Annotated in this window: 28 protein-coding genes and 1 pseudogene; 23 read left to right on the forward strand and 6 right to left on the reverse strand. The window is 56.4% G+C overall.

The features are described from left to right. Positions 1 to 277 precede the first annotated feature (277 nt). Both ACR0JI_RS19230 and ACR0JI_RS19235 read left to right on the forward strand, forming a co-directional pair. The gene (locus ACR0JI_RS19230; RefSeq protein ID WP_480487316.1) at positions 278 to 1,312 is read left to right on the forward strand and encodes a fatty acid desaturase; all 1,035 of its coding nucleotides are present in this window, start codon (positions 278 to 280) and stop codon (positions 1,310 to 1,312) included. After that, positions 1,311 to 1,409: pseudogene (locus ACR0JI_RS19235) on the forward strand (50S ribosomal protein L23); the annotation flags it as partial. The gene ACR0JI_RS19230 and the pseudogene ACR0JI_RS19235, both read left to right, overlap by 2 nt. 74 nt (positions 1,410 to 1,483) lie before the next feature. Here ACR0JI_RS19235 and ACR0JI_RS19240 read toward each other — a convergent pair. Continuing rightward, positions 1,484 to 2,605 carry a hypothetical protein gene (locus tag ACR0JI_RS19240; protein WP_480496039.1) on the reverse strand — a complete coding sequence of 374 codons (1,122 nt, stop codon included), beginning with the start codon at positions 2,603 to 2,605 and terminating at the stop codon, positions 1,484 to 1,486. A gap of 295 nt (positions 2,606 to 2,900) precedes the next feature. Between ACR0JI_RS19240 and rplB the strand changes: the two genes are divergently transcribed. From rplB to ACR0JI_RS19345, 21 genes are all read left to right on the forward strand, one after another. Continuing rightward, positions 2,901 to 3,743 carry a 50S ribosomal protein L2 gene (gene rplB, locus ACR0JI_RS19245; RefSeq protein ID WP_480474051.1) on the forward strand — a complete coding sequence of 281 codons (843 nt, stop codon included), beginning with the start codon at positions 2,901 to 2,903 and terminating at the stop codon, positions 3,741 to 3,743. A gap of 3 nt (positions 3,744 to 3,746) precedes the next feature. Beyond that, complete coding sequence (rpsS, locus tag ACR0JI_RS19250; RefSeq protein ID WP_005980699.1) at positions 3,747 to 4,025, forward strand: 30S ribosomal protein S19; 279 nt, start codon at positions 3,747 to 3,749, stop codon at positions 4,023 to 4,025. Between the two features lie 3 nt (positions 4,026 to 4,028). Next, a complete protein-coding gene (rplV, locus tag ACR0JI_RS19255) occupies positions 4,029 to 4,409 on the forward strand; it encodes a 50S ribosomal protein L22 (protein WP_209505855.1) in 381 nt (126 codons plus the stop codon). Beyond that, complete coding sequence (gene rpsC, locus ACR0JI_RS19260) at positions 4,409 to 5,119, forward strand: 30S ribosomal protein S3 (protein ID WP_209505853.1); 711 nt, start codon at positions 4,409 to 4,411, stop codon at positions 5,117 to 5,119. Before rplV ends, rpsC begins: the two co-directional genes overlap by 1 nt. 12 nt (positions 5,120 to 5,131) lie before the next feature. Further along, positions 5,132 to 5,545 carry a 50S ribosomal protein L16 gene (gene rplP, locus ACR0JI_RS19265; RefSeq protein WP_267364819.1) on the forward strand — a complete coding sequence of 138 codons (414 nt, stop codon included), beginning with the start codon at positions 5,132 to 5,134 and terminating at the stop codon, positions 5,543 to 5,545. A gap of 235 nt (positions 5,546 to 5,780) precedes the next feature. Beyond that, entirely contained in the window at positions 5,781 to 6,401 is a 621-nt protein-coding gene (locus tag ACR0JI_RS19270; protein WP_480496041.1) for a 2OG-Fe(II) oxygenase family protein, read from the forward strand. 253 nt (positions 6,402 to 6,654) lie between these two features. Continuing rightward, complete coding sequence (locus ACR0JI_RS19275; protein WP_480474053.1) at positions 6,655 to 6,861, forward strand: cold-shock protein; 207 nt, start codon at positions 6,655 to 6,657, stop codon at positions 6,859 to 6,861. Between the two features lie 184 nt (positions 6,862 to 7,045). Further along, positions 7,046 to 7,549, forward strand: coding sequence for a hypothetical protein (locus ACR0JI_RS19280; protein WP_480496043.1), 504 nt, complete (start codon positions 7,046 to 7,048; stop codon positions 7,547 to 7,549). A gap of 202 nt (positions 7,550 to 7,751) precedes the next feature. Continuing rightward, positions 7,752 to 7,958 carry a 50S ribosomal protein L29 gene (rpmC, locus tag ACR0JI_RS19285; RefSeq protein ID WP_209505847.1) on the forward strand — a complete coding sequence of 69 codons (207 nt, stop codon included), beginning with the start codon at positions 7,752 to 7,754 and terminating at the stop codon, positions 7,956 to 7,958. A 4-nt stretch (positions 7,959 to 7,962) separates the two neighbouring features. Further along, positions 7,963 to 8,193, forward strand: coding sequence for a 30S ribosomal protein S17 (gene rpsQ / locus ACR0JI_RS19290; RefSeq protein WP_209505845.1), 231 nt, complete (start codon positions 7,963 to 7,965; stop codon positions 8,191 to 8,193). Positions 8,194 to 8,268: 75 nt separating this feature from the next. Next, a complete protein-coding gene (rplN, locus tag ACR0JI_RS19295) occupies positions 8,269 to 8,637 on the forward strand; it encodes a 50S ribosomal protein L14 (RefSeq protein ID WP_005621870.1) in 369 nt (122 codons plus the stop codon). 2 nt (positions 8,638 to 8,639) lie between these two features. Continuing rightward, entirely contained in the window at positions 8,640 to 8,951 is a 312-nt protein-coding gene (rplX, locus tag ACR0JI_RS19300; protein ID WP_480484776.1) for a 50S ribosomal protein L24, read from the forward strand. Beyond that, positions 8,944 to 9,504, forward strand: coding sequence for a 50S ribosomal protein L5 (gene rplE / locus ACR0JI_RS19305; RefSeq protein WP_480484777.1), 561 nt, complete (start codon positions 8,944 to 8,946; stop codon positions 9,502 to 9,504). Before rplX ends, rplE begins: the two co-directional genes overlap by 8 nt. A gap of 19 nt (positions 9,505 to 9,523) precedes the next feature. After that, positions 9,524 to 9,829 (forward strand): 30S ribosomal protein S14, encoded by a 306-nt coding sequence (rpsN, locus tag ACR0JI_RS19310; RefSeq protein WP_142639784.1) that lies wholly within the window; start codon positions 9,524 to 9,526, stop codon positions 9,827 to 9,829. A 13-nt stretch (positions 9,830 to 9,842) separates the two neighbouring features. Beyond that, a complete protein-coding gene (gene rpsH / locus ACR0JI_RS19315; RefSeq protein ID WP_209505841.1) occupies positions 9,843 to 10,235 on the forward strand; it encodes a 30S ribosomal protein S8 in 393 nt (130 codons plus the stop codon). Between the two features lie 11 nt (positions 10,236 to 10,246). Continuing rightward, on the forward strand, positions 10,247 to 10,780 hold the full coding sequence (gene rplF, locus ACR0JI_RS19320; RefSeq protein ID WP_039523384.1) for a 50S ribosomal protein L6: 534 nt from the start codon (positions 10,247 to 10,249) through the stop codon (positions 10,778 to 10,780). An 11-nt stretch (positions 10,781 to 10,791) separates the two neighbouring features. Continuing rightward, entirely contained in the window at positions 10,792 to 11,151 is a 360-nt protein-coding gene (gene rplR, locus ACR0JI_RS19325) for a 50S ribosomal protein L18 (RefSeq protein WP_010437103.1), read from the forward strand. A 186-nt stretch (positions 11,152 to 11,337) separates the two neighbouring features. Further along, positions 11,338 to 11,907, forward strand: coding sequence for a 30S ribosomal protein S5 (rpsE, locus tag ACR0JI_RS19330; RefSeq protein ID WP_480474056.1), 570 nt, complete (start codon positions 11,338 to 11,340; stop codon positions 11,905 to 11,907). A gap of 12 nt (positions 11,908 to 11,919) precedes the next feature. Beyond that, entirely contained in the window at positions 11,920 to 12,108 is a 189-nt protein-coding gene (gene rpmD / locus ACR0JI_RS19335; protein ID WP_480496045.1) for a 50S ribosomal protein L30, read from the forward strand. Positions 12,109 to 12,240: 132 nt separating this feature from the next. Continuing rightward, positions 12,241 to 13,068, forward strand: a complete 828-nt coding sequence (locus tag ACR0JI_RS19340) for a VOC family protein (RefSeq protein WP_480496047.1) — start codon at positions 12,241 to 12,243, stop codon at positions 13,066 to 13,068. 247 nt (positions 13,069 to 13,315) lie between these two features. Then, positions 13,316 to 13,528 carry a DUF1127 domain-containing protein gene (locus ACR0JI_RS19345; protein ID WP_209505835.1) on the forward strand — a complete coding sequence of 71 codons (213 nt, stop codon included), beginning with the start codon at positions 13,316 to 13,318 and terminating at the stop codon, positions 13,526 to 13,528. 281 nt (positions 13,529 to 13,809) lie between these two features. On the opposite strand, the gene ACR0JI_RS19350 is transcribed toward ACR0JI_RS19345, so the two are convergent. The 5 genes from ACR0JI_RS19350 to ACR0JI_RS19370 form a co-directional block, all read right to left on the reverse strand. Then, complete coding sequence (locus ACR0JI_RS19350; RefSeq protein WP_170609990.1) at positions 13,810 to 14,106, reverse strand: 50S ribosomal protein L23; 297 nt, start codon at positions 14,104 to 14,106, stop codon at positions 13,810 to 13,812. Beyond that, positions 14,103 to 14,720 (reverse strand): 50S ribosomal protein L4, encoded by a 618-nt coding sequence (gene rplD / locus ACR0JI_RS19355; RefSeq protein ID WP_480474058.1) that lies wholly within the window; start codon positions 14,718 to 14,720, stop codon positions 14,103 to 14,105. Before rplD ends, ACR0JI_RS19350 begins: the two co-directional genes overlap by 4 nt. Continuing rightward, complete coding sequence (gene rplC, locus ACR0JI_RS19360; RefSeq protein ID WP_171638102.1) at positions 14,717 to 15,442, reverse strand: 50S ribosomal protein L3; 726 nt, start codon at positions 15,440 to 15,442, stop codon at positions 14,717 to 14,719. Before rplC ends, rplD begins: the two co-directional genes overlap by 4 nt. A gap of 18 nt (positions 15,443 to 15,460) precedes the next feature. Further along, positions 15,461 to 15,775, reverse strand: coding sequence for a 30S ribosomal protein S10 (gene rpsJ / locus ACR0JI_RS19365; protein WP_008756422.1), 315 nt, complete (start codon positions 15,773 to 15,775; stop codon positions 15,461 to 15,463). A gap of 211 nt (positions 15,776 to 15,986) precedes the next feature. Then, the gene (locus tag ACR0JI_RS19370) at positions 15,987 to 16,697 is read right to left on the reverse strand and encodes an SMI1/KNR4 family protein (RefSeq protein WP_480496049.1); all 711 of its coding nucleotides are present in this window, start codon (positions 16,695 to 16,697) and stop codon (positions 15,987 to 15,989) included. Positions 16,698 to 16,892 lie beyond the last annotated feature (195 nt).

Here is a 16,892-nt window from a genome sequence, read left to right on the forward strand (position 1 = left end):
GCCAAACACGGCATTTCTTGGTTTTGATTCTCGCGGCCAAAAAGCCACCGCAGGCGTATAGGCCCGATGGCAGGGCTTGGCAAGACTGTAGATCGCCAGCCGCTTGTCATGACCGGCAAAAGCCCCGGGACCGGCCCCGCGGGTGAACCCAAAAGGACACCTTCACCGGGGTCTGACCGAAAATTGAGCACGAAATATGGCGATTTTGGCAAATATCGCTTGCCATGACCGGGCGGTAGTCTATCCGGATTGCCACAAACAAGAACTTGGCAGGCGCATGACTGAAACCACTCTCTCGACCCGGAAACAGCCGGAGACTACCGCTGCACGTGACTGGGTAACAACGCTTGCCAAATATCGCGAACCCGACCAGCTGCGCAGCGCGTTTGAGCTGGGCGTCAGTATCATCCCCTTCTTCGCGCTCTGGGCTTTGTCCTGGATGTCGCTGTCGGTCAGCTATTGGCTGGCTTTTGCGATCTCTGTTCTCAACGCGGCCTTTCTGTTGCGCCTGTTTGCCATCCAGCATGATTGCGGGCACGGCGCGTTCTTCAAGAACCGGACGGTCAGTGACTGGGTTGGACGCGCGATCGGAGTTCTGACGCTGACACCTTATGATGTCTGGCGCCGCACGCATTCCACACATCACAACAGTTCCGGCAATCTGGGCAAACGCGGGATGGGCGATATCCACACCCTGACCGTGGCCGAATATCAGGCGAAAACCCCGATGAACCGGTTCTGGTATCGTGTGTATCGAAACCCGATCACCCTGTTCGTCTTTGGCCCCGGATATCTGTTCCTGTTTCAGAACCGCCTTCCACTGGGTCTGACCGACAGCGTCCGGTTCTGGGTCAGCGCGATGGCCACCAATCTTGCCATTCTGGTTGCGCTTGTGGCCATCTACTATTTTGGCGGGCTGATGCCGATGGTGCTGATCTTCCTGCCCTCGACCCTGATTGCCGCCACCGCCGGGGTATGGCTGTTCTATGTGCAACACCAGTTCGAGGACACACATTGGGACGCCGATGAAGACTGGCAGTTGCACGAAGCGGCGCTGCACGGAAGCTCTCATTATATATTGCCGTCCGTGTTGCAGTGGTTCACCGCCAATATCGGCATCCACCACGTGCATCACCTGTACAGCCGCATTCCGTTCTATCGCCTGACCGAAGTGCTGCGCGACCATGATGAACTGGCCAACAGCAACCGGATGACCATCCGCGAGAGCCTCGCCAACGCGCGCCTGCACCTTTGGGATGAGCAAAGCCGCCGACTGCTGTCCTTTGCCGAGGCCCGCGCGCTTTACGGGTGAGGAGTTCCTTGGCCGGTTGAGCTGTCGGAAAGACGTCAAGAAATCCTATGTGACCCTGGAAAAGGGCAGCTCCATCGACGTGTCCACCGGTCTCTGATCGAACCCGTCTTTGGAGAGAGATAAAGGCCCCCGCGAAAGCGGGGGTTTTTTGTTTTCGTGAACATTGCGAAACTACGTGTAATGTTTCTTAGGAGATTTAATTTCTTGGATTTCATCAATTGACCCAAAAAATGTTCCATCTGACATGAGGCTGCCATTTGGCCGTTGCCCGAAGTCATCAGGTTCCCACTCCACCTGCTCGTAGCCCAATAGTGCGTCTTCCGAGCCATTTATCGTATCGCGAATGAGAGAATATATACTCAAATCGATTCCGACGTAGATATCTTCCATCTCAGAAATTTCAGGGTGAAACCGGGTAACAACAAACGCTCGATCCCTGATTGTAGCTAGGTCAATGTCATGGGACCGACTTTCTGTGATATCTGCTCCAATAAGCTGTTGGGCTGTTTCAATCATTCCCATTGCGGCAAGCCAAGAACTATAATTTCTACGAAGAACCCAACTAGGTGGCAACTTCATTCCTGTTACGGTTTCATCCCCTGGTGGGTCTACAAAAACCAGGGCGCTCTGCGTATTGCTCGATGCCTCGCGAAAACACGTAAGGGTGGCGTATCCTTTACTGGCAGGTGGGGAAATTGCGCTAAGCCACGGTGCAACTTGTTTCTCAAGGGCGGGTTTAAGCACTTGCTTCACCCCGGAAGGATTGTTTTCTTGCAGCGCAAAAGAGGCCTTCGCTTCAAGTATCATACGCTCCCGAGAGGAGTTTTCGAAAAGAAAATCTGCTACTGTGCCAATTTTATTGGTCTTCTTGTGCACTATGACGTCCGGGTCGGTAGCTAGATGACTGACAAAATCGTATCCTAAGTTCTGAGCGAAAAGAACAGAGATACCTTGCCCTAGGCGAGCGCTCATGCTGGTTTGAGAAACATCGCTAAGCAGGCCGGATCCACCGTCTACAAGCCTCAAATTTCCACCCATGTTTGGGTTAAGAACGTGGTGGCATTGGAGGAGAAACCCAAGGCTTTGCAAATATCTACTTTTTGTTATCAGGAAATCTGTTTTAACAACTGCCTGCGCAAGCTGCCAGCCTGAAAACTCAAGTGCTGGTCTGGCATTTGCGAAGTGAGCCCACTGGGGTCGATCCGGCAGCCTCTTCATCAAAATGTCATTTCTGTCCCATTCATATACTTCGAGCTCCTTTCTCCCAAATTGGCTGATTAGTGTTTTTAACATCAACGCGTTACCCGCTTTCTAGACTGGATTCTTTCACCTTTTGAGGTAGTAGAGTTGAAAAGTGTGAGCAACTCCCTCAGTGTGTTGTCAGCAACGCTAAGATAATCTGCCGCACCCTATAGACACCAACTCCCAACACTGCTAAACGCACCCAATCTTGCGGCCTCGGATTCGTTCCGGGGCCTTAGATATTTTGCAACCGGGGACCTTCGGGGCCCTATACCTTTGGCACCTACGGGGGCCTATCACATAGCGGGGGACCTCCCCTGCACTTGCTAAACGGAAGACAGAAAGCATGGCACTCAAGTCGTACAAGCCGACGACGCCGGGCCAGCGCGGGCTGGTGCTGATCGACCGTTCGGAGCTTTGGAAAGGACGTCCGGTCAAGTCTCTCACAGAGGGTTTGACCAAATCGGGCGGCCGGAACAACACCGGACGGATCACTTCACGCCGCCGCGGCGGTGGCGCAAAGCGTCTCTACCGGATCGTTGACTTCAAACGGAACAAATTTGATGTCGCGGCAACCGTCGAGCGGATCGAATATGACCCGAACCGGACCGCGTTCATCGCACTGGTGAAATACGAAGACGGCGAGCAGGCGTATATCCTGGCTCCGCAGCGTCTGGCTGTTGGTGACAAGGTCATCGCGTCGGCAAAGGCCGATATCAAGCCGGGCAACGCAATGCCGTTCTCGGGCATGCCCATCGGTACCATCGTCCACAACATCGAGATGAAGCCTGGCAAAGGCGGTCAGATCGCACGTGCGGCCGGTACTTACGCTCAGTTTGTTGGCCGCGATGGCGGTTACGCCCAGATCCGTCTGAGCTCGGGCGAGCTGCGCATGGTCCGTCAGGAATGCATGGCCACCATCGGTGCCGTGTCCAACCCCGACAACAGCAACCAGAACATCGGTAAAGCCGGTCGTATGCGCCACAAGGGCGTGCGTCCGTCGGTTCGTGGTGTTGCTATGAACCCGATCGACCACCCGCATGGTGGTGGTGAGGGTCGTACCTCGGGTGGCCGTACGCCGGTTACGCCGTGGGGTAAGGACACCAAGGGTAAGCGTACCCGCAACAAGAACAAAGCGTCCCAGAAGCTGATCATCCGCTCGCGGCACGCCAAGAAGAAGGGACGTTAATCCATGTCTCGCTCTGTTTGGAAGGGTCCTTTCGTCGATGCTTACGTGCTGAAAAAAGCCGAAGCAGCGCGCGAGTCGGGCCGCAACGAAGTCATCAAGATCTGGTCGCGTCGTTCCACCATCCTGCCCCAGTTCGTGGGTCTGACCTTTGGTGTGTACAACGGCCAGAAGCATATCCCGGTAAACGTCTCGGAAGACATGATCGGTCAGAAGTTCGGTGAATATTCGCCGACCCGGACCTATTATGGCCACGCCGCAGACAAAAAAGCGAAGCGGAAGTAAGTCATGGGCAAGGAAAAGAACCCCCGCCGCGTGGCTGAAAACGAAGCAATGGCGAAAACGCGCATGCTTCGCACCAGCCCGCAGAAACTGAACCTGGTAGCAGCTATGATCCGCGGCAAGAAAGTCGAGAAGGCCCTGACCGACCTGACTTTCTCGAACAAGCGTGTCGCGCAGGACGTCAAGAAGTGCCTGCAGTCCGCAATCGCGAATGCCGAAAACAACCACAACCTGGACGTTGACGAGCTGATCGTCGCCGAAGCCTGGGTTGGCAAGAACCTGGTCATGAAGCGCGGTCGCCCGCGTGCCCGTGGCCGTTTCGGCAAGATCATGAAGCCGTTCTCGGAGATCACCATCAAGGTGCGTCAAGTTGAGGAGCAAGCCTAATGGGACATAAAGTCAATCCGATCGGCATGCGCCTTCAGGTCAACCGCACCTGGGACAGCCGCTGGTACGCAGATACCAAGGACTACGGTGATCTTCTGCTGGAAGACCTCAAGATCCGTGAGTTCATCCAGAAAGAGTGCAAGCAGGCCGGTGTTGCCCGTGTGATCATCGAACGTCCGCACAAGAAGTGCCGCGTTACGATCCACACGGCACGTCCGGGTGTCATCATCGGCAAGAAAGGTGCGGACATCGAAGTCCTGCGCAAGAAGCTGGCTGCGATGACCGACAGCGAACTGCACCTGAACATCGTCGAAGTGCGCAAGCCCGAACTTGACGGTCAACTGGTTGCCGAGTCGATCGCTCAGCAGCTGGAACGCCGTGTTTCGTTCCGCCGCGCGATGAAGCGCGCCGTACAGAACGCCATGCGCATGGGCGCCCTGGGTATCCGGGTGAACGTCGCTGGCCGTCTGGGTGGTGCCGAAATCGCACGGACCGAATGGTACCGCGAAGGCCGTGTGCCGCTGCACACGCTGCGCGCCGACATCGATTACGCACATGCCGAAGCGATGACCCCCTACGGGATCATCGGGATCAAGGTCTGGATCTTCAAAGGGGAGATCATGGAGCACGATCCGCAGGCACGTGACCGTAAAGCACAGGAACTCCAGGACGGCCCTGCACCTCGTGGTGCTGGTGGCGGTCGTCGCTAAGGAGGGAAAGATATGCTTCAACCAAAGCGTACAAAATTCCGCAAGTTGCACAAAGGCCGGATCAAGGGCGAAGCCAAGGGCGGCTCTGATCTGAACTTTGGCACCTACGGCCTGAAAGCGATTGAGCCTGAGCGTGTAACCGCACGCCAGATCGAGGCTGCACGTCGTGCCATGACGCGTCACATGAAGCGTCAGGGCCGTGTCTGGATCCGCATCTTCCCCGACACTCCGGTCACGGCAAAGCCGATCGAAGTTCGTATGGGTAAAGGTAAGGGTTCGGTCGACCGCTGGGTTTGCAAGGTCAAGCCCGGTCGCGTGATGTTCGAGATCGACGGCGTCAATGACGACATCGCCCGCGAGGCCCTGCGCCTGGCTGCGATGAAGCTGCCGATCAAGACCCGCGTCGTGGTTCGCGAAGACTGGTAAGCGATCCGGGGCACCCCCGCTCGTGACTAGATTGACCCCCGTCGAAACATCGGCGGGGGTTTTTCTTTAGGGGGCTCTGCCCCCGCCGCGCGTGCCGCGCGCCTCCCCCGGGATATTTTGGGCCAGATGAAGCAGGGGATCCGTTCTTCATCTGGCTGCAAATATCCCGGAGCGCGAGGCAGAGCCTCGCAAAACAGCCATCGCCTTCACCGCGCGGCTGGTTTAAGACAGCGCCATGCCACAGATTGAATCACTCTTCGTCACCCGCCTCTATCGTGCCTCTTTGTCCGAGTTCGGTCCCCCGATCGATGCGGAGGAGTTGGAAAGCTCGTGCCTTGTCATCGCCGAGGATGACGAGGCCGGTCAGGACTGGTGCGAAGAAAACGGCTATCCCGGTTACACCAGCTATGCTTCGCTGACCGACCTGCCCTGGCGGTTTCCGATATTCGCCGATCTGGTCAAAGCGCTGGACAGCCATGTGGCGGCTTTTGCCAAGGATCTGGAGTTTGATCTGGGTGAGGGTGAGCTGAAGCTGGAAGACCTGTGGATCAACATCCTGCCCGAGGGTGGCATGCATTCCAGCCATCTGCACCCGCACAGTGTGATTTCCGGCACCACCTATGTGGCGATGCCCGAAGGCGCGAGCGCGCTGAAGCTGGAAGACCCCCGCTCAGGCCGCATGATGGCCGCGCCGACGCGGCTGAAAGGCGGGCGACGCGATTTGCAGCCCTTCATCTATGTGAAGCCGCAGGTGGGCGATGTTCTGCTGTGGGAAAGCTGGCTGCGCCACGAGGTGCCGATGAACATGGCCGAGGAAGAGCGGATTTCAGTGAGTTTCAACTATAAGTGGGAGTGAGCATCAGCTCATTGCACAGTAGTTGTTCAGTGTAGCGTTTGCGAGACGAACGGGCGGCCCCCTACCAATCACGATTCACAAAGAGTTTTCGATAACACTTGCAATATGTGCCGACATGGACCATGTGAGGCACGCTTACGTTTTTCTTTTTCGACCACTGTCTCCCGATATTCGGCGTTCAGTCTCTCGATCCAGACCGACCACGCCGCGCTGTCGCAATTCCGCGGACAGCAATTATTTGGAGAATACGGATATGGCCAATGGCACCGTAAAATGGTTCAACACAACTAAAGGTTTTGGCTTCATCGCACCGGAGACCGGTGGCAAAGACGTGTTTGTACACATCTCTGCTGTCGAACGCTCGGGTCTGACCGGTCTGGCCGACAACCAGAAAGTAACATTCGACATCGAGCCCGGCCGTGACGGCCGCGAGTCGGCTGTGAACATCGCTCTGGCGTAAGTCGCCCAGACTTAGACAGTTGCAGACGCGGTCTCGTGCAAACGGGGCCGCGTTTTTCGTAAAAGCGAATTTGAGCCATCTGATCTCAATCATTCCATTGGGTTCAGACACACGATAGAATCCAAGCTATGCACCCGCCCGTCATGTTGAGGTGTATTGTTCAGGCTTTGGTCAGGCATTTACGATGCAAGCCCTATTCTCATTCGTTCTGGTTGCGACAATTGCCTGCACGACAAGTGCTGTGGGGCAAGTTGCGAACCCGCACCGCATCTACGAAGACAGCTGTGCCGGATGCCACGCCCCCCATTCCGGTGATTTCGTTTGGGATGAGCTTGGTGTGTCAGATGGTGTGCTGGTCGGAGCCCGGTCCGGACGGGCGGTCGAAAATTACTTGCGCTCCGGTCATGGCGGGGTGACTACGGACAAGGCCGAGGTACTGCTTGCTCATTTCCGGATTATCCGGGACTCGGGCGGTGTCTTCATCGAGAAATGCCGTATTTGCCATGTGACCGCCGTGGAGCTTGCGCGAAACAATCTGATCCTTGACGAAGGGAAGCTGACGGGGCGATATACCGGGCGTGACATCGGAGCGTTCCTGGACGGTCATGGCCGTCTTTCGCCGGAAGAGGTTTCCGAGATGCTGTCCGTATTGACCAGAGTGGCAAATAGCCAGGGTCTGACACGGTGACACAAGCGGGTTTTTGATTTCGGGAAATTCCCTGTTCCCGCATGGCAAACTTTCCCTTGCCACCCCACCCCTAACCCCCTATAGAGCGGCATCTTGCGGTCTCCCGGCGTTGTCGGGCGATTCGTATGTCTATCATTCATCCACCAGGTCAAAGGTGACCCGAGTACGGGGCCTTCTGGTGTTTTGAGCAAAGGAAAAGGCGATGAACGCCCAAGAACTGCGTGACAAGACCCCTGATCAGCTCCGCGAGGAACTGGTCAACCTGAAGAAAGAAAGCTTTAACCTGCGCTTTCAACAGGCAACCGGTCAGCTGGAAAACACTGCTGGCATCAAAGCGGCCCGCCGCAACGCTGCCCGCGTCAAAACCATCCTGAACGAAAAGGCCGCTGCTGCGGCATCCGAGGAGTAATCAGATGCCCAAGCGTATCCTGCAAGGCACCGTGACCAGCGACGCCAACGAACAGACCATCACCGTGCTGGTCGAGCGCCGTTTCAAGCACCCGCTGCTGCACAAAACCGTTCGTAAGTCCAAGAAATACCGGGCTCATGACGAAAAGAACGCCTTCAAGGTCGGCGACTCTGTACGCATCATCGAATGCGCGCCGAAATCGAAGACGAAACGTTGGGAAGTTCTGGAAGCGTAAGCTTCCGGGATTTTTCATTTGTCGAAACCCTGGGGGATTTAATCAGACCAGCCCCCACAGGTCGGGAGAAACCACATGATCCAGATGCAGACCAATCTGGATGTCGCTGACAACTCTGGCGCACGCCGAGTTCAGTGCATCAAGGTCCTGGGTGGTTCCAAGCGTAAATACGCCTCCGTTGGCGACATCATTGTCGTCTCGGTGAAGGAAGCCATCCCGCGCGGCCGCGTAAAGAAAGGTGACGTCCGTAAGGCCGTCGTCGTACGCACCGCCAAGGAAGTCCGTCGCGAAGACGGCACCGCGATCCGTTTCGATCGCAACGCCGCCGTCATCCTGAACAACAACAACGAGCCCGTAGGTACCCGTATCTTTGGCCCCGTTGTTCGTGAACTGCGCGCGAAGAACTTCATGAAAATCATCTCGCTGGCTCCGGAGGTGCTGTAATCATGGCTGCTAAACTCCGCAAAGGCGACAAGGTCGTCGTGCTGTCCGGCAAGGACAAGGGCAAAGAGGGAACTATCACCTCGGTTGACCCCAAAGCCGGTAAAGCTGTGGTCGATGGCATCAACATCGCCATCCGCCACACCCGCCAGTCGCAAACCTCGCAAGGCGGCCGCCTGCCCAAAGCTCTGCCGGTCGATCTTTCGAACCTGGCACTGCTGGACAAGAACGGCAAAGCAACCCGCGTTGGCTTCCGCGTGGAAGGCGACAAGAAAGTTCGCTTCGCCAAGACCACAGGGGACGTGATCGATGCTTGATAACGCAACCTACACCCCGCGTCTGAAAGCTCAGTACGCCGAGACCATCCGTGCCGCTCTGAAAGAAGAGTTCGGCTACAAGAACGACATGCAGCTGCCCAAGCTGGAAAAAATCGTTCTGAACATCGGTTGTGGTGCCGAGGCCGTCAAAGACTCGAAGAAAGCGAAAGCTGCTGTCGAGGATCTGACTGCAATTGCCGGTCAACAGGCCGTTTCAACCAAGGCGAAGAAGTCGATCGCGGGTTTCCGCGTCCGGGAAGACATGCCGCTGGGTGCGAAAGTGACCCTGCGCGGTGACCGGATGTACGAATTCCTGGATCGTCTGATCACGATCGCAATGCCGCGTATTCGTGACTTCCGCGGTGTTAAGCCTTCTTTCGACGGTCGTGGCAACTTTGCCATGGGCATGAAAGAGCACATCGTGTTCCCGGAAATCGACTTCGACAAGGTCGACGAGGTCTGGGGCCTGGATATCGTAATTGCCACCACAGCGAAAACCGACGCTGAAGCAAAGGCATTGTTGAAAGCATTCAACATGCCGTTCAACGCGTAAGCGCCGGGAGGATTGAGACATGGCTAAAAAAGCAATGATCGAACGCGAGAAGAAGCGCGAACGCCTGGTGGCCAAATATGCCGCAAAGCGTGCCGAGCTGAAAGAAATCGCGAATGACGAGAGCAAGCCGATGGAAGAGCGTTTCAAAGCGCGTCTGAAACTGGCGAAACTGCCGCGCAACAGCTCGGCTACCCGTCTGCACAACCGTTGTCAGCTGACCGGTCGTCCCCACGCTTACTACCGTAAGCTGAAGGTCAGCCGTATCATGCTGCGCGAGCTGGGTTCTGCTGGTCAGATCCCCGGCATGGTGAAATCGAGCTGGTAAGGGAGACATAGATATGAATGATCCTATCGGCGATATGCTCACCCGTATCCGCAACGCGCAAATGCGCGGCAAATCCACCGTATCCACTCCGGCGTCAAAGCTGCGTGTTTGGGTTCTGGACGTGCTGGCGGACGAAGGCTACATCCGTGGCTATGAAAAGACGACCGGCGAAAACGGTCATCCGGCCATCGAAATCAGCCTGAAATACTACGAAGGCACCCCTGTCATTCGCGAACTGAAGCGGGTTTCGAAACCCGGTCGCCGCGTATACATGGGCGTCAATGACATCCCGCAGGTCCGTCAGGGTCTGGGCGTGTCGATTGTCAGCACTCCGAAAGGTGTGATGTCGGACGCAAACGCTCGCTCCAACAATGTTGGCGGCGAAGTGCTCTGCACCGTCTTCTAAGGAGGTCTGCAATGTCTCGTATTGGTAAAAAACCGGTCGAGCTGCCCAGCGGCGTAACCGCCTCTGTGTCGGGTCAGACCATCGAAGTCAAAGGTCCGAAAGGCACCCGCAGCTTCACCGCCACCGACGACGTGACGCTGTCGGTTGAAGACAACGTGGTCAAGATCGACCCTCGCGGCATGTCCAAGCGTGCCCGCCAGCAGTGGGGCATGAGCCGCACCATGGTTGCCAACCTGGTAACCGGTGTGACTGAAGGCTTCAAAAAAGAGCTGGAGATCCAGGGTGTTGGTTACCGGGCGCAGATGCAGGGCAACACCCTGAAGCTGAACCTGGGCTATAGCCACGATGTTGATTTCACGGCTCCGGAAGGTGTCACCATCACCGCACCGAAGCAGACCGAAATCGTTGTGGAAGGTATCGACCAGCAGCTGGTGGGCGAAACCGCGGCCAAAATCCGCGAGTGGCGCCGCCCCGAGCCGTACAAAGGCAAGGGCATCCGCTATAAGGGCGAGTTCATCTTCCGCAAGGAAGGCAAGAAGAAGTAAGGACGCAGACAATGGCAAACAGCAAAAGAACCCTGTTTCTGAAGCGCCGCCTGCGCGTTCGGAACAAACTTCGCAAGGTCAACGCGGGTCGTCCGCGCCTGTCCGTACACCGTTCGAACAAGAACATCTCTGTTCAGCTGATCGACGACGTACGTGGCGTGACCCTGGCCTCGGCCTCGACCCTGGAAAAAGATCTGGGTGTTGTTGGCAAGAACAACGTCGAAGCGGCGACGAAAGTCGGCGCGGCCATCGCCGAGCGTGCCAAGAAGGCAGGCGTCGAAGAGGCCTATTTCGATCGTGGCGGCTTCCTGTTCCACGGCAAAGTGAAGGCTGTCGCCGACGCTGCGCGTGAAGGTGGCCTGAAGATCTGATGGTGTGCCGGGCTGAAGCCCGGCCTACCGGATACGACGCCGTAGGACGGGCTTCAGCCCGGCTCCGGCACTTTGAAGGCGGGTCCGCCCGCCTCGATGATCGGGGAGCCCCAGAATGTCATTCACGGGTTCACTTCGATTGAGTAATTGGCGCCGCAAGCGCCTCTAGAGGAAAAGGGATGCCAAATGGCAGAACGTGAAAACCGTCGGGGCCGTGGCCGCGACCGTGAAGAAACACCGGAATTTGCAGATCGCCTGGTCGCAATCAACCGCGTGTCGAAAACCGTAAAAGGTGGTAAGCGCTTTGGCTTCGCCGCTCTGGTGGTTGTCGGCGATCAGAAAGGCCGCGTCGGCTTTGGCAAGGGTAAAGCGAAAGAAGTACCTGAGGCCATCCGCAAGGCGACTGAGCAAGCCAAGCGTCAGATGATCCGCGTGCAGCTGCGCGAAGGTCGGACCCTGCACCACGACATCGAGGGCCGTCACGGCGCCGGTAAAGTGGTTATGCGCGCCGCGCCTGAAGGTACCGGTATCATCGCCGGTGGTCCGATGCGTGCCGTGTTCGAAATGCTGGGCGTCAAGGACGTTGTGTCCAAGTCGCTGGGCTCGCAGAACCCGTACAACATGATCCGCGCCACCATCGACGGCCTGCAGAAAGAGCAGAGCCCGCGTTCGGTTGCCGCACGTCGTGGCAAAAAGGTTGCTGACATCCTGCCCAAGCGGGACGAAGCACCGGCTGCTGCTGAAGCAGAAGCATAAGGAGAGCACGTCATGGCAAAAACCATCGTCGTCAAACAGGTCGGTTCGCCGATCCGTCGCCCCGCCGAACAGCGCGCAACCCTGATCGGCCTGGGCCTGAACAAGATGCACAGAACCCGTGAGCTGGAGGATACTCCTTCGGTGCGCGGCATGATCCGCAAGATCCCGCATCTGGTAGAGATCGTCGAAGAGCGCGGTTAAGCCCGCAGCTTCGAAGACTTAGAAACGCCTCCGGTAAATTCGGGGGCGTTTATTGTTGGCACTTCAGCTTCTTGGGGATTCCTTCCTCCAACCCGGATTTCTGGAGCGCCATGTTCAGATTGATCTGTATCAATGACCAATTGGATTATGATGGGCTATCCAGCGTGTTTCACGCAGGAGGTTCTTGAAGTGAGTGCGGATAAGACAGGACGGATCGTTTGGCATGACCTCTTTACGCCTGATCTGAACGCTTCCGAGGCTTTCTATGGCCGTGTAGCATCGTGGGATTTCATTAAGGAAAGCACAGAAGACTATGTCTGGGGCCGGGGAAAGGGGGAATTCACTCTTGCTCTTTTGAATGGGGAAGCCGGATGTGGATTTACCAAGACTCCAGCGGGCTTTGATGCCGGCTGGCTTCCCTATTTCGAGGTTCCCGATGTTGACAAGTATTCAAAGCGTGCCGAGAAGCTGGGCGCACATATCATTCGGCGCCCCTTTGATGTGCCCGGCGTCGGTCGAAACTGCCTATTGTTGGACCCCTTGGGAGCCAGGTTTGGCATTTCCGTTTCACAACACGATTACCCGATACCTACACAACAGTTCACAACAGAGGTTTATCTGAGCGAAGGCCCAGAGTTTCCAGTTGAATTCTACCAATCGTTGTTTGATCGAACATCTTCGAAAACGGATGGCCCAGGCGCGGCCGGGCCAGGTCCGTGGCTTACACATATTCCTGTGGTTGCTTCACCAGATATTAAGATACGTGAAAGATGCGCCTGGCTACCCGGAATTAAGGTCACCGCTATCGAGGATGCGGTACGTGATGCTTTGACGCTTGGAGCGTCCGAAGTGCGTGTTCGATCACGGCAAAGCGCGCAGCATGCACCGCGTGTGTTTCGTGATCCGACGGGACTTTATTTTGCATTTCAGCAGGTGGGTCCGGTTTTGGGAACAAACTGAAAGTCGCTGCAAACCGCAGATGGCCATCGCGTCAATCCGCAGGTCAACTGCAAAATCCATGCCAATAGGAATAGGAACCAGGCTACGAACAATCCAGCCAGCAAAAGTTATTCGCCGCATGCATACCGGCTAGACCAAAATCTGCGTTGTTAGCGATAGCAAACGCTCCTATCTCTGCCTTGTCCAATGAAGGAACTCAAAAGGAAACGTCAGGGAATACGCCCTGATACGAGAAAGGAAAACAGAGATGACAACTGCGACACTGACCCATACCGGCTTCAACTTCGGCACCCGGATCGCTGACATGATCACACGGATCAAAACAGCCCGCGCACGTGCTGCTGAGTATCAGCGCACCTATACCGAGTTGCAGCGTCTGAGCAACCGTGAGCTGGACGATATCGGCATCCGCCGCTGCGACATCGCAGATATCGCGCACCGGCACGTATATTGCTCATAACCACGCACACAATTGAAACGACCCAAAGGCGCCTTAACGGCGCCTTTTCTATATCCGTTGCTGGCTCTGCCCCGCTTGCAGGCCGCTCAGAGGCCGCCAGAGGGTGCGATGGCTGTTGAGGCGGCCAATGAGCCCGAAACGTCAGAACCGCCCTGAGGCGACCGCTGGAGGGCTTGTGACCGCCCTGCCCTGACGCGCGTCCCCAGCTTCGACGCCTGAAACGAAATCGGCCCCGGCGGAGTGATCCACCGGGGCCGTAAAGTGTCGCTGTAAGCGTCGGATCAGAGACCGGTGCTTACGTCGATTGTGTTACCCTCTTCCAGGGTCACATATGCTTTCTTGACGTCCTTCCGACGGCCCAGCTGGCCGCGGAACCGCTTGACCTTGCCTTTGGTCACGGTGGTGTTCACCGCCTTGACCTTCACACCAAACAGCGCCTCAACGGCCTCTTTGATCTGCGGCTTGTTGCTTTCGATCGCCACTTCAAAGACAACCGCGCCATTTTCGGACGCCATGGTCGACTTTTCGGTGATGATCGGCTTGCGGATCACGTCGTAGTGTTCTGCCTTCGCGCTCATTTCAGACGAGCCTCCAGTGCTTCGACAGCCGCTTTGGTGAGCACCAGGGTGTCACGCTTGAGGATGTCATAAACGTTTGCACCCATCGACGGCAGGATATCCAAACCTTCGATGTTGCGCGACGCCTTCAGGAACCCTTCGTTCACGGTCGCGCCGTCGATGACCAGAGCGCGTTTCCAGCCCAGGTTTGCAACCTGTTTGGCCAGTGCGGCGGTCTTGCCTTCTGCTTCGGCGTTCTCGATCACAACCAGTTCACCTGCTTTGGCTTTTGCCGACAGAGCATGGCGCAGGCCAAGCTTACGGAACTTCTTTGGCAGGTCGTGGCCGTGCGAACGAGGGGTCGGGCCCTTGTAAACACCACCCTTGCGGAAGATCGGTGCGTTACGGTCACCATGGCGTGCGCCACCGGTGCCCTTCTGGCGATAGATCTTCTTGGTCGAGTAGCTGGTTTCCGAGCGGGTCTTGACCTTGTGGGTGCCGGCCTGCGCATTGTTGCGCTGCCAACGGACCACACGGTGCAGGATGTCCGCGCGCGGCTCGAGGCCGAACAGGTCTGCATCCAGCTCGATGTCGCCGGCCTTGCCGCCGTCCAGTTTGATTACATCAAGTTTCATGCTTCACCACCTTCCGCGGATACTTCTTCCGCAGGTGCTTCGGTTGCAGCCGATTTCACAGCAGCCGGGAAAGGCAAGCCTTCCGGTGCTTTCTTCTTCACGGCGTCCTTGACGGTGACCCAGCCCGATTTCGGTCCGGGAACGGCGCCTTTGATGAAGACCAGACCACGGTCGGCGTCGGTTTTGACAACCTCGAGGTTCTGGGTGGTAACACGGGCAGCACCCATGTGACCGGCCATCTTCTTGCCTTTGAACACCTTGCCCGGATCCTGACACTGACCGGTCGAGCCGTGCGAACGGTGGCTGATCGACACACCGTGCGAGGCGCGCAGACCACCGAAGTTGTGGCGCTTCATCGCACCGGCAAAGCCTTTACCGATCGAGGTGCCCGACACGTCAACCTTCTGACCAGCCAGGAAGTGCTCGGCCGAGATTTCGGCTCCCACTTCGATCAGGCCATCTTCGGAGACGCGGAACTCGGCCAGCTTGCGCTTGGGCTCGACCTTGGCAGCGGCGTAGTGGCCGCGCATGGCCTTCGAGGTGCGTTTTGCCTTGGCAGCACCAGCGCCCAGCTGAACGGCGGTGTAGCCGTCTTTTTCAGCGGTCCGCTGTGCAACAACCTGCAGGTTGTCCAGGTGAAGAACGGTCACAGGGATCTGCTTGCCGTCTTCCATGAACAGGCGGGTCATGCCAACTTTTTTTGCGATAATACCAGAGCGCATATTCTATACCCTCCGATCTTACGACTGCAGCTTGATCTCGACATCCACACCAGCAGCCAGGTCGAGCTTCATCAGCGCGTCCACAGTCTGGGGGGTCGGATCAACGATGTCGAGCAGACGCTTGTGCGTGCGGATCTCGAACTGGTCGCGGGATTTCTTGTCAACGTGAGGGCCACGGAGAACCGTGAACTTCTCGATCTTGTTCGGCAGCGGGATCGGGCCGCGCACGTTCGCGCCGGTCCGCTTGGCAGTGTTGACGATCTCTTGCGTGCTGGCATCCAGAACGCGATAGTCAAATGCCTTCAGCCGAATACGGATATTTTGGCTTTGCATAGTAACAGCCTTTTATCAGGCGTTGAGGTTGAGAGGAGGACAGACGCGCATCGCCAACCCTCATCGAACCCAAAAGGCGGGAATCATCCCGCCTTGATGTTCTTGTTGAGAACCCGCGCGATCTACAGGGGTTGGAGGGGTTTGGCAAGGGGTTTAACGAGTTTTCGCAGACCATGAAGCTCAGTCGACAACTTACCGCTCAAATCTGTTGTTAGCTTCGACGCAGAAATTCTCTGACTCGCCTGAGCAAGCCTCCGGTAGTGTCACTTTCACTATGGATATCCTTTGCAAGCTGTTCCCAATTTGATGTTTCACCGGGTAGTCGCTTCACCGAGGTAATCTCATTGCCGGTATCGTCATATCGTTTCATCTGGCGTGAAACTTCTTGTTTCGAAAATTCAGCCATGCTTGACCAACGGGCCCCAATCAAATCGTGGTCCTTATTGATGAGTTCGACTTCGCCGGCGCTGGTCAAATATAGCTGGCCTTGAGAATACCATTCACCATTCATGACCCCTATTCCAAAATGACCTTCCGGGACGTAATCCGGCCTTAGGTAATGCACATTCTGATGCCGTAAGCTAATCGGCTGCCCGATAACGTCGTCTAACGCTCTTGTATTTTGGCCTCCGGTTGCACCAAAGAGAGTGATTCCCATGATGCTCGCACCATTATATTCCCTTAGGAAGTCGACGTATTGGTTTGGCAGATATCTTTCACTTTCTTCCTCTGCCTGTGCAAGCTGATCGTCCGTCAGTCCAGCATAGAAGCGGCAAAGGTACTCCTGCGGGGCGACCGTAGGTATATAACCAGTCGCAAACGAACCATTCTCGCCGTCAAAAAAACCCAGTTTGTCCCAACGCCCGCGAATTGAAGCAGTAAGGTGTGCGAGCGCTTCCGAAATGTTCGGTTCTTTGGCCATTCACATACCTCAATCCAGTCACAGGGGAACAAGCTTCACAAGGAGGCGCTACTCACAGAACAATTTGGTTTCAATACATATTGAGGCTTCAACTTAGAAGCACAAAAAAAGGCCGCCCCCTTGTGGAACGGCCTTCTTTAGTTCAATGGAGTGGGCTCTCATTGCTCTTTCAGAGCAACTGCCGCCCACCGGCCA

Source organism: Ruegeria sp. N10 (genome assembly GCF_056531545.1).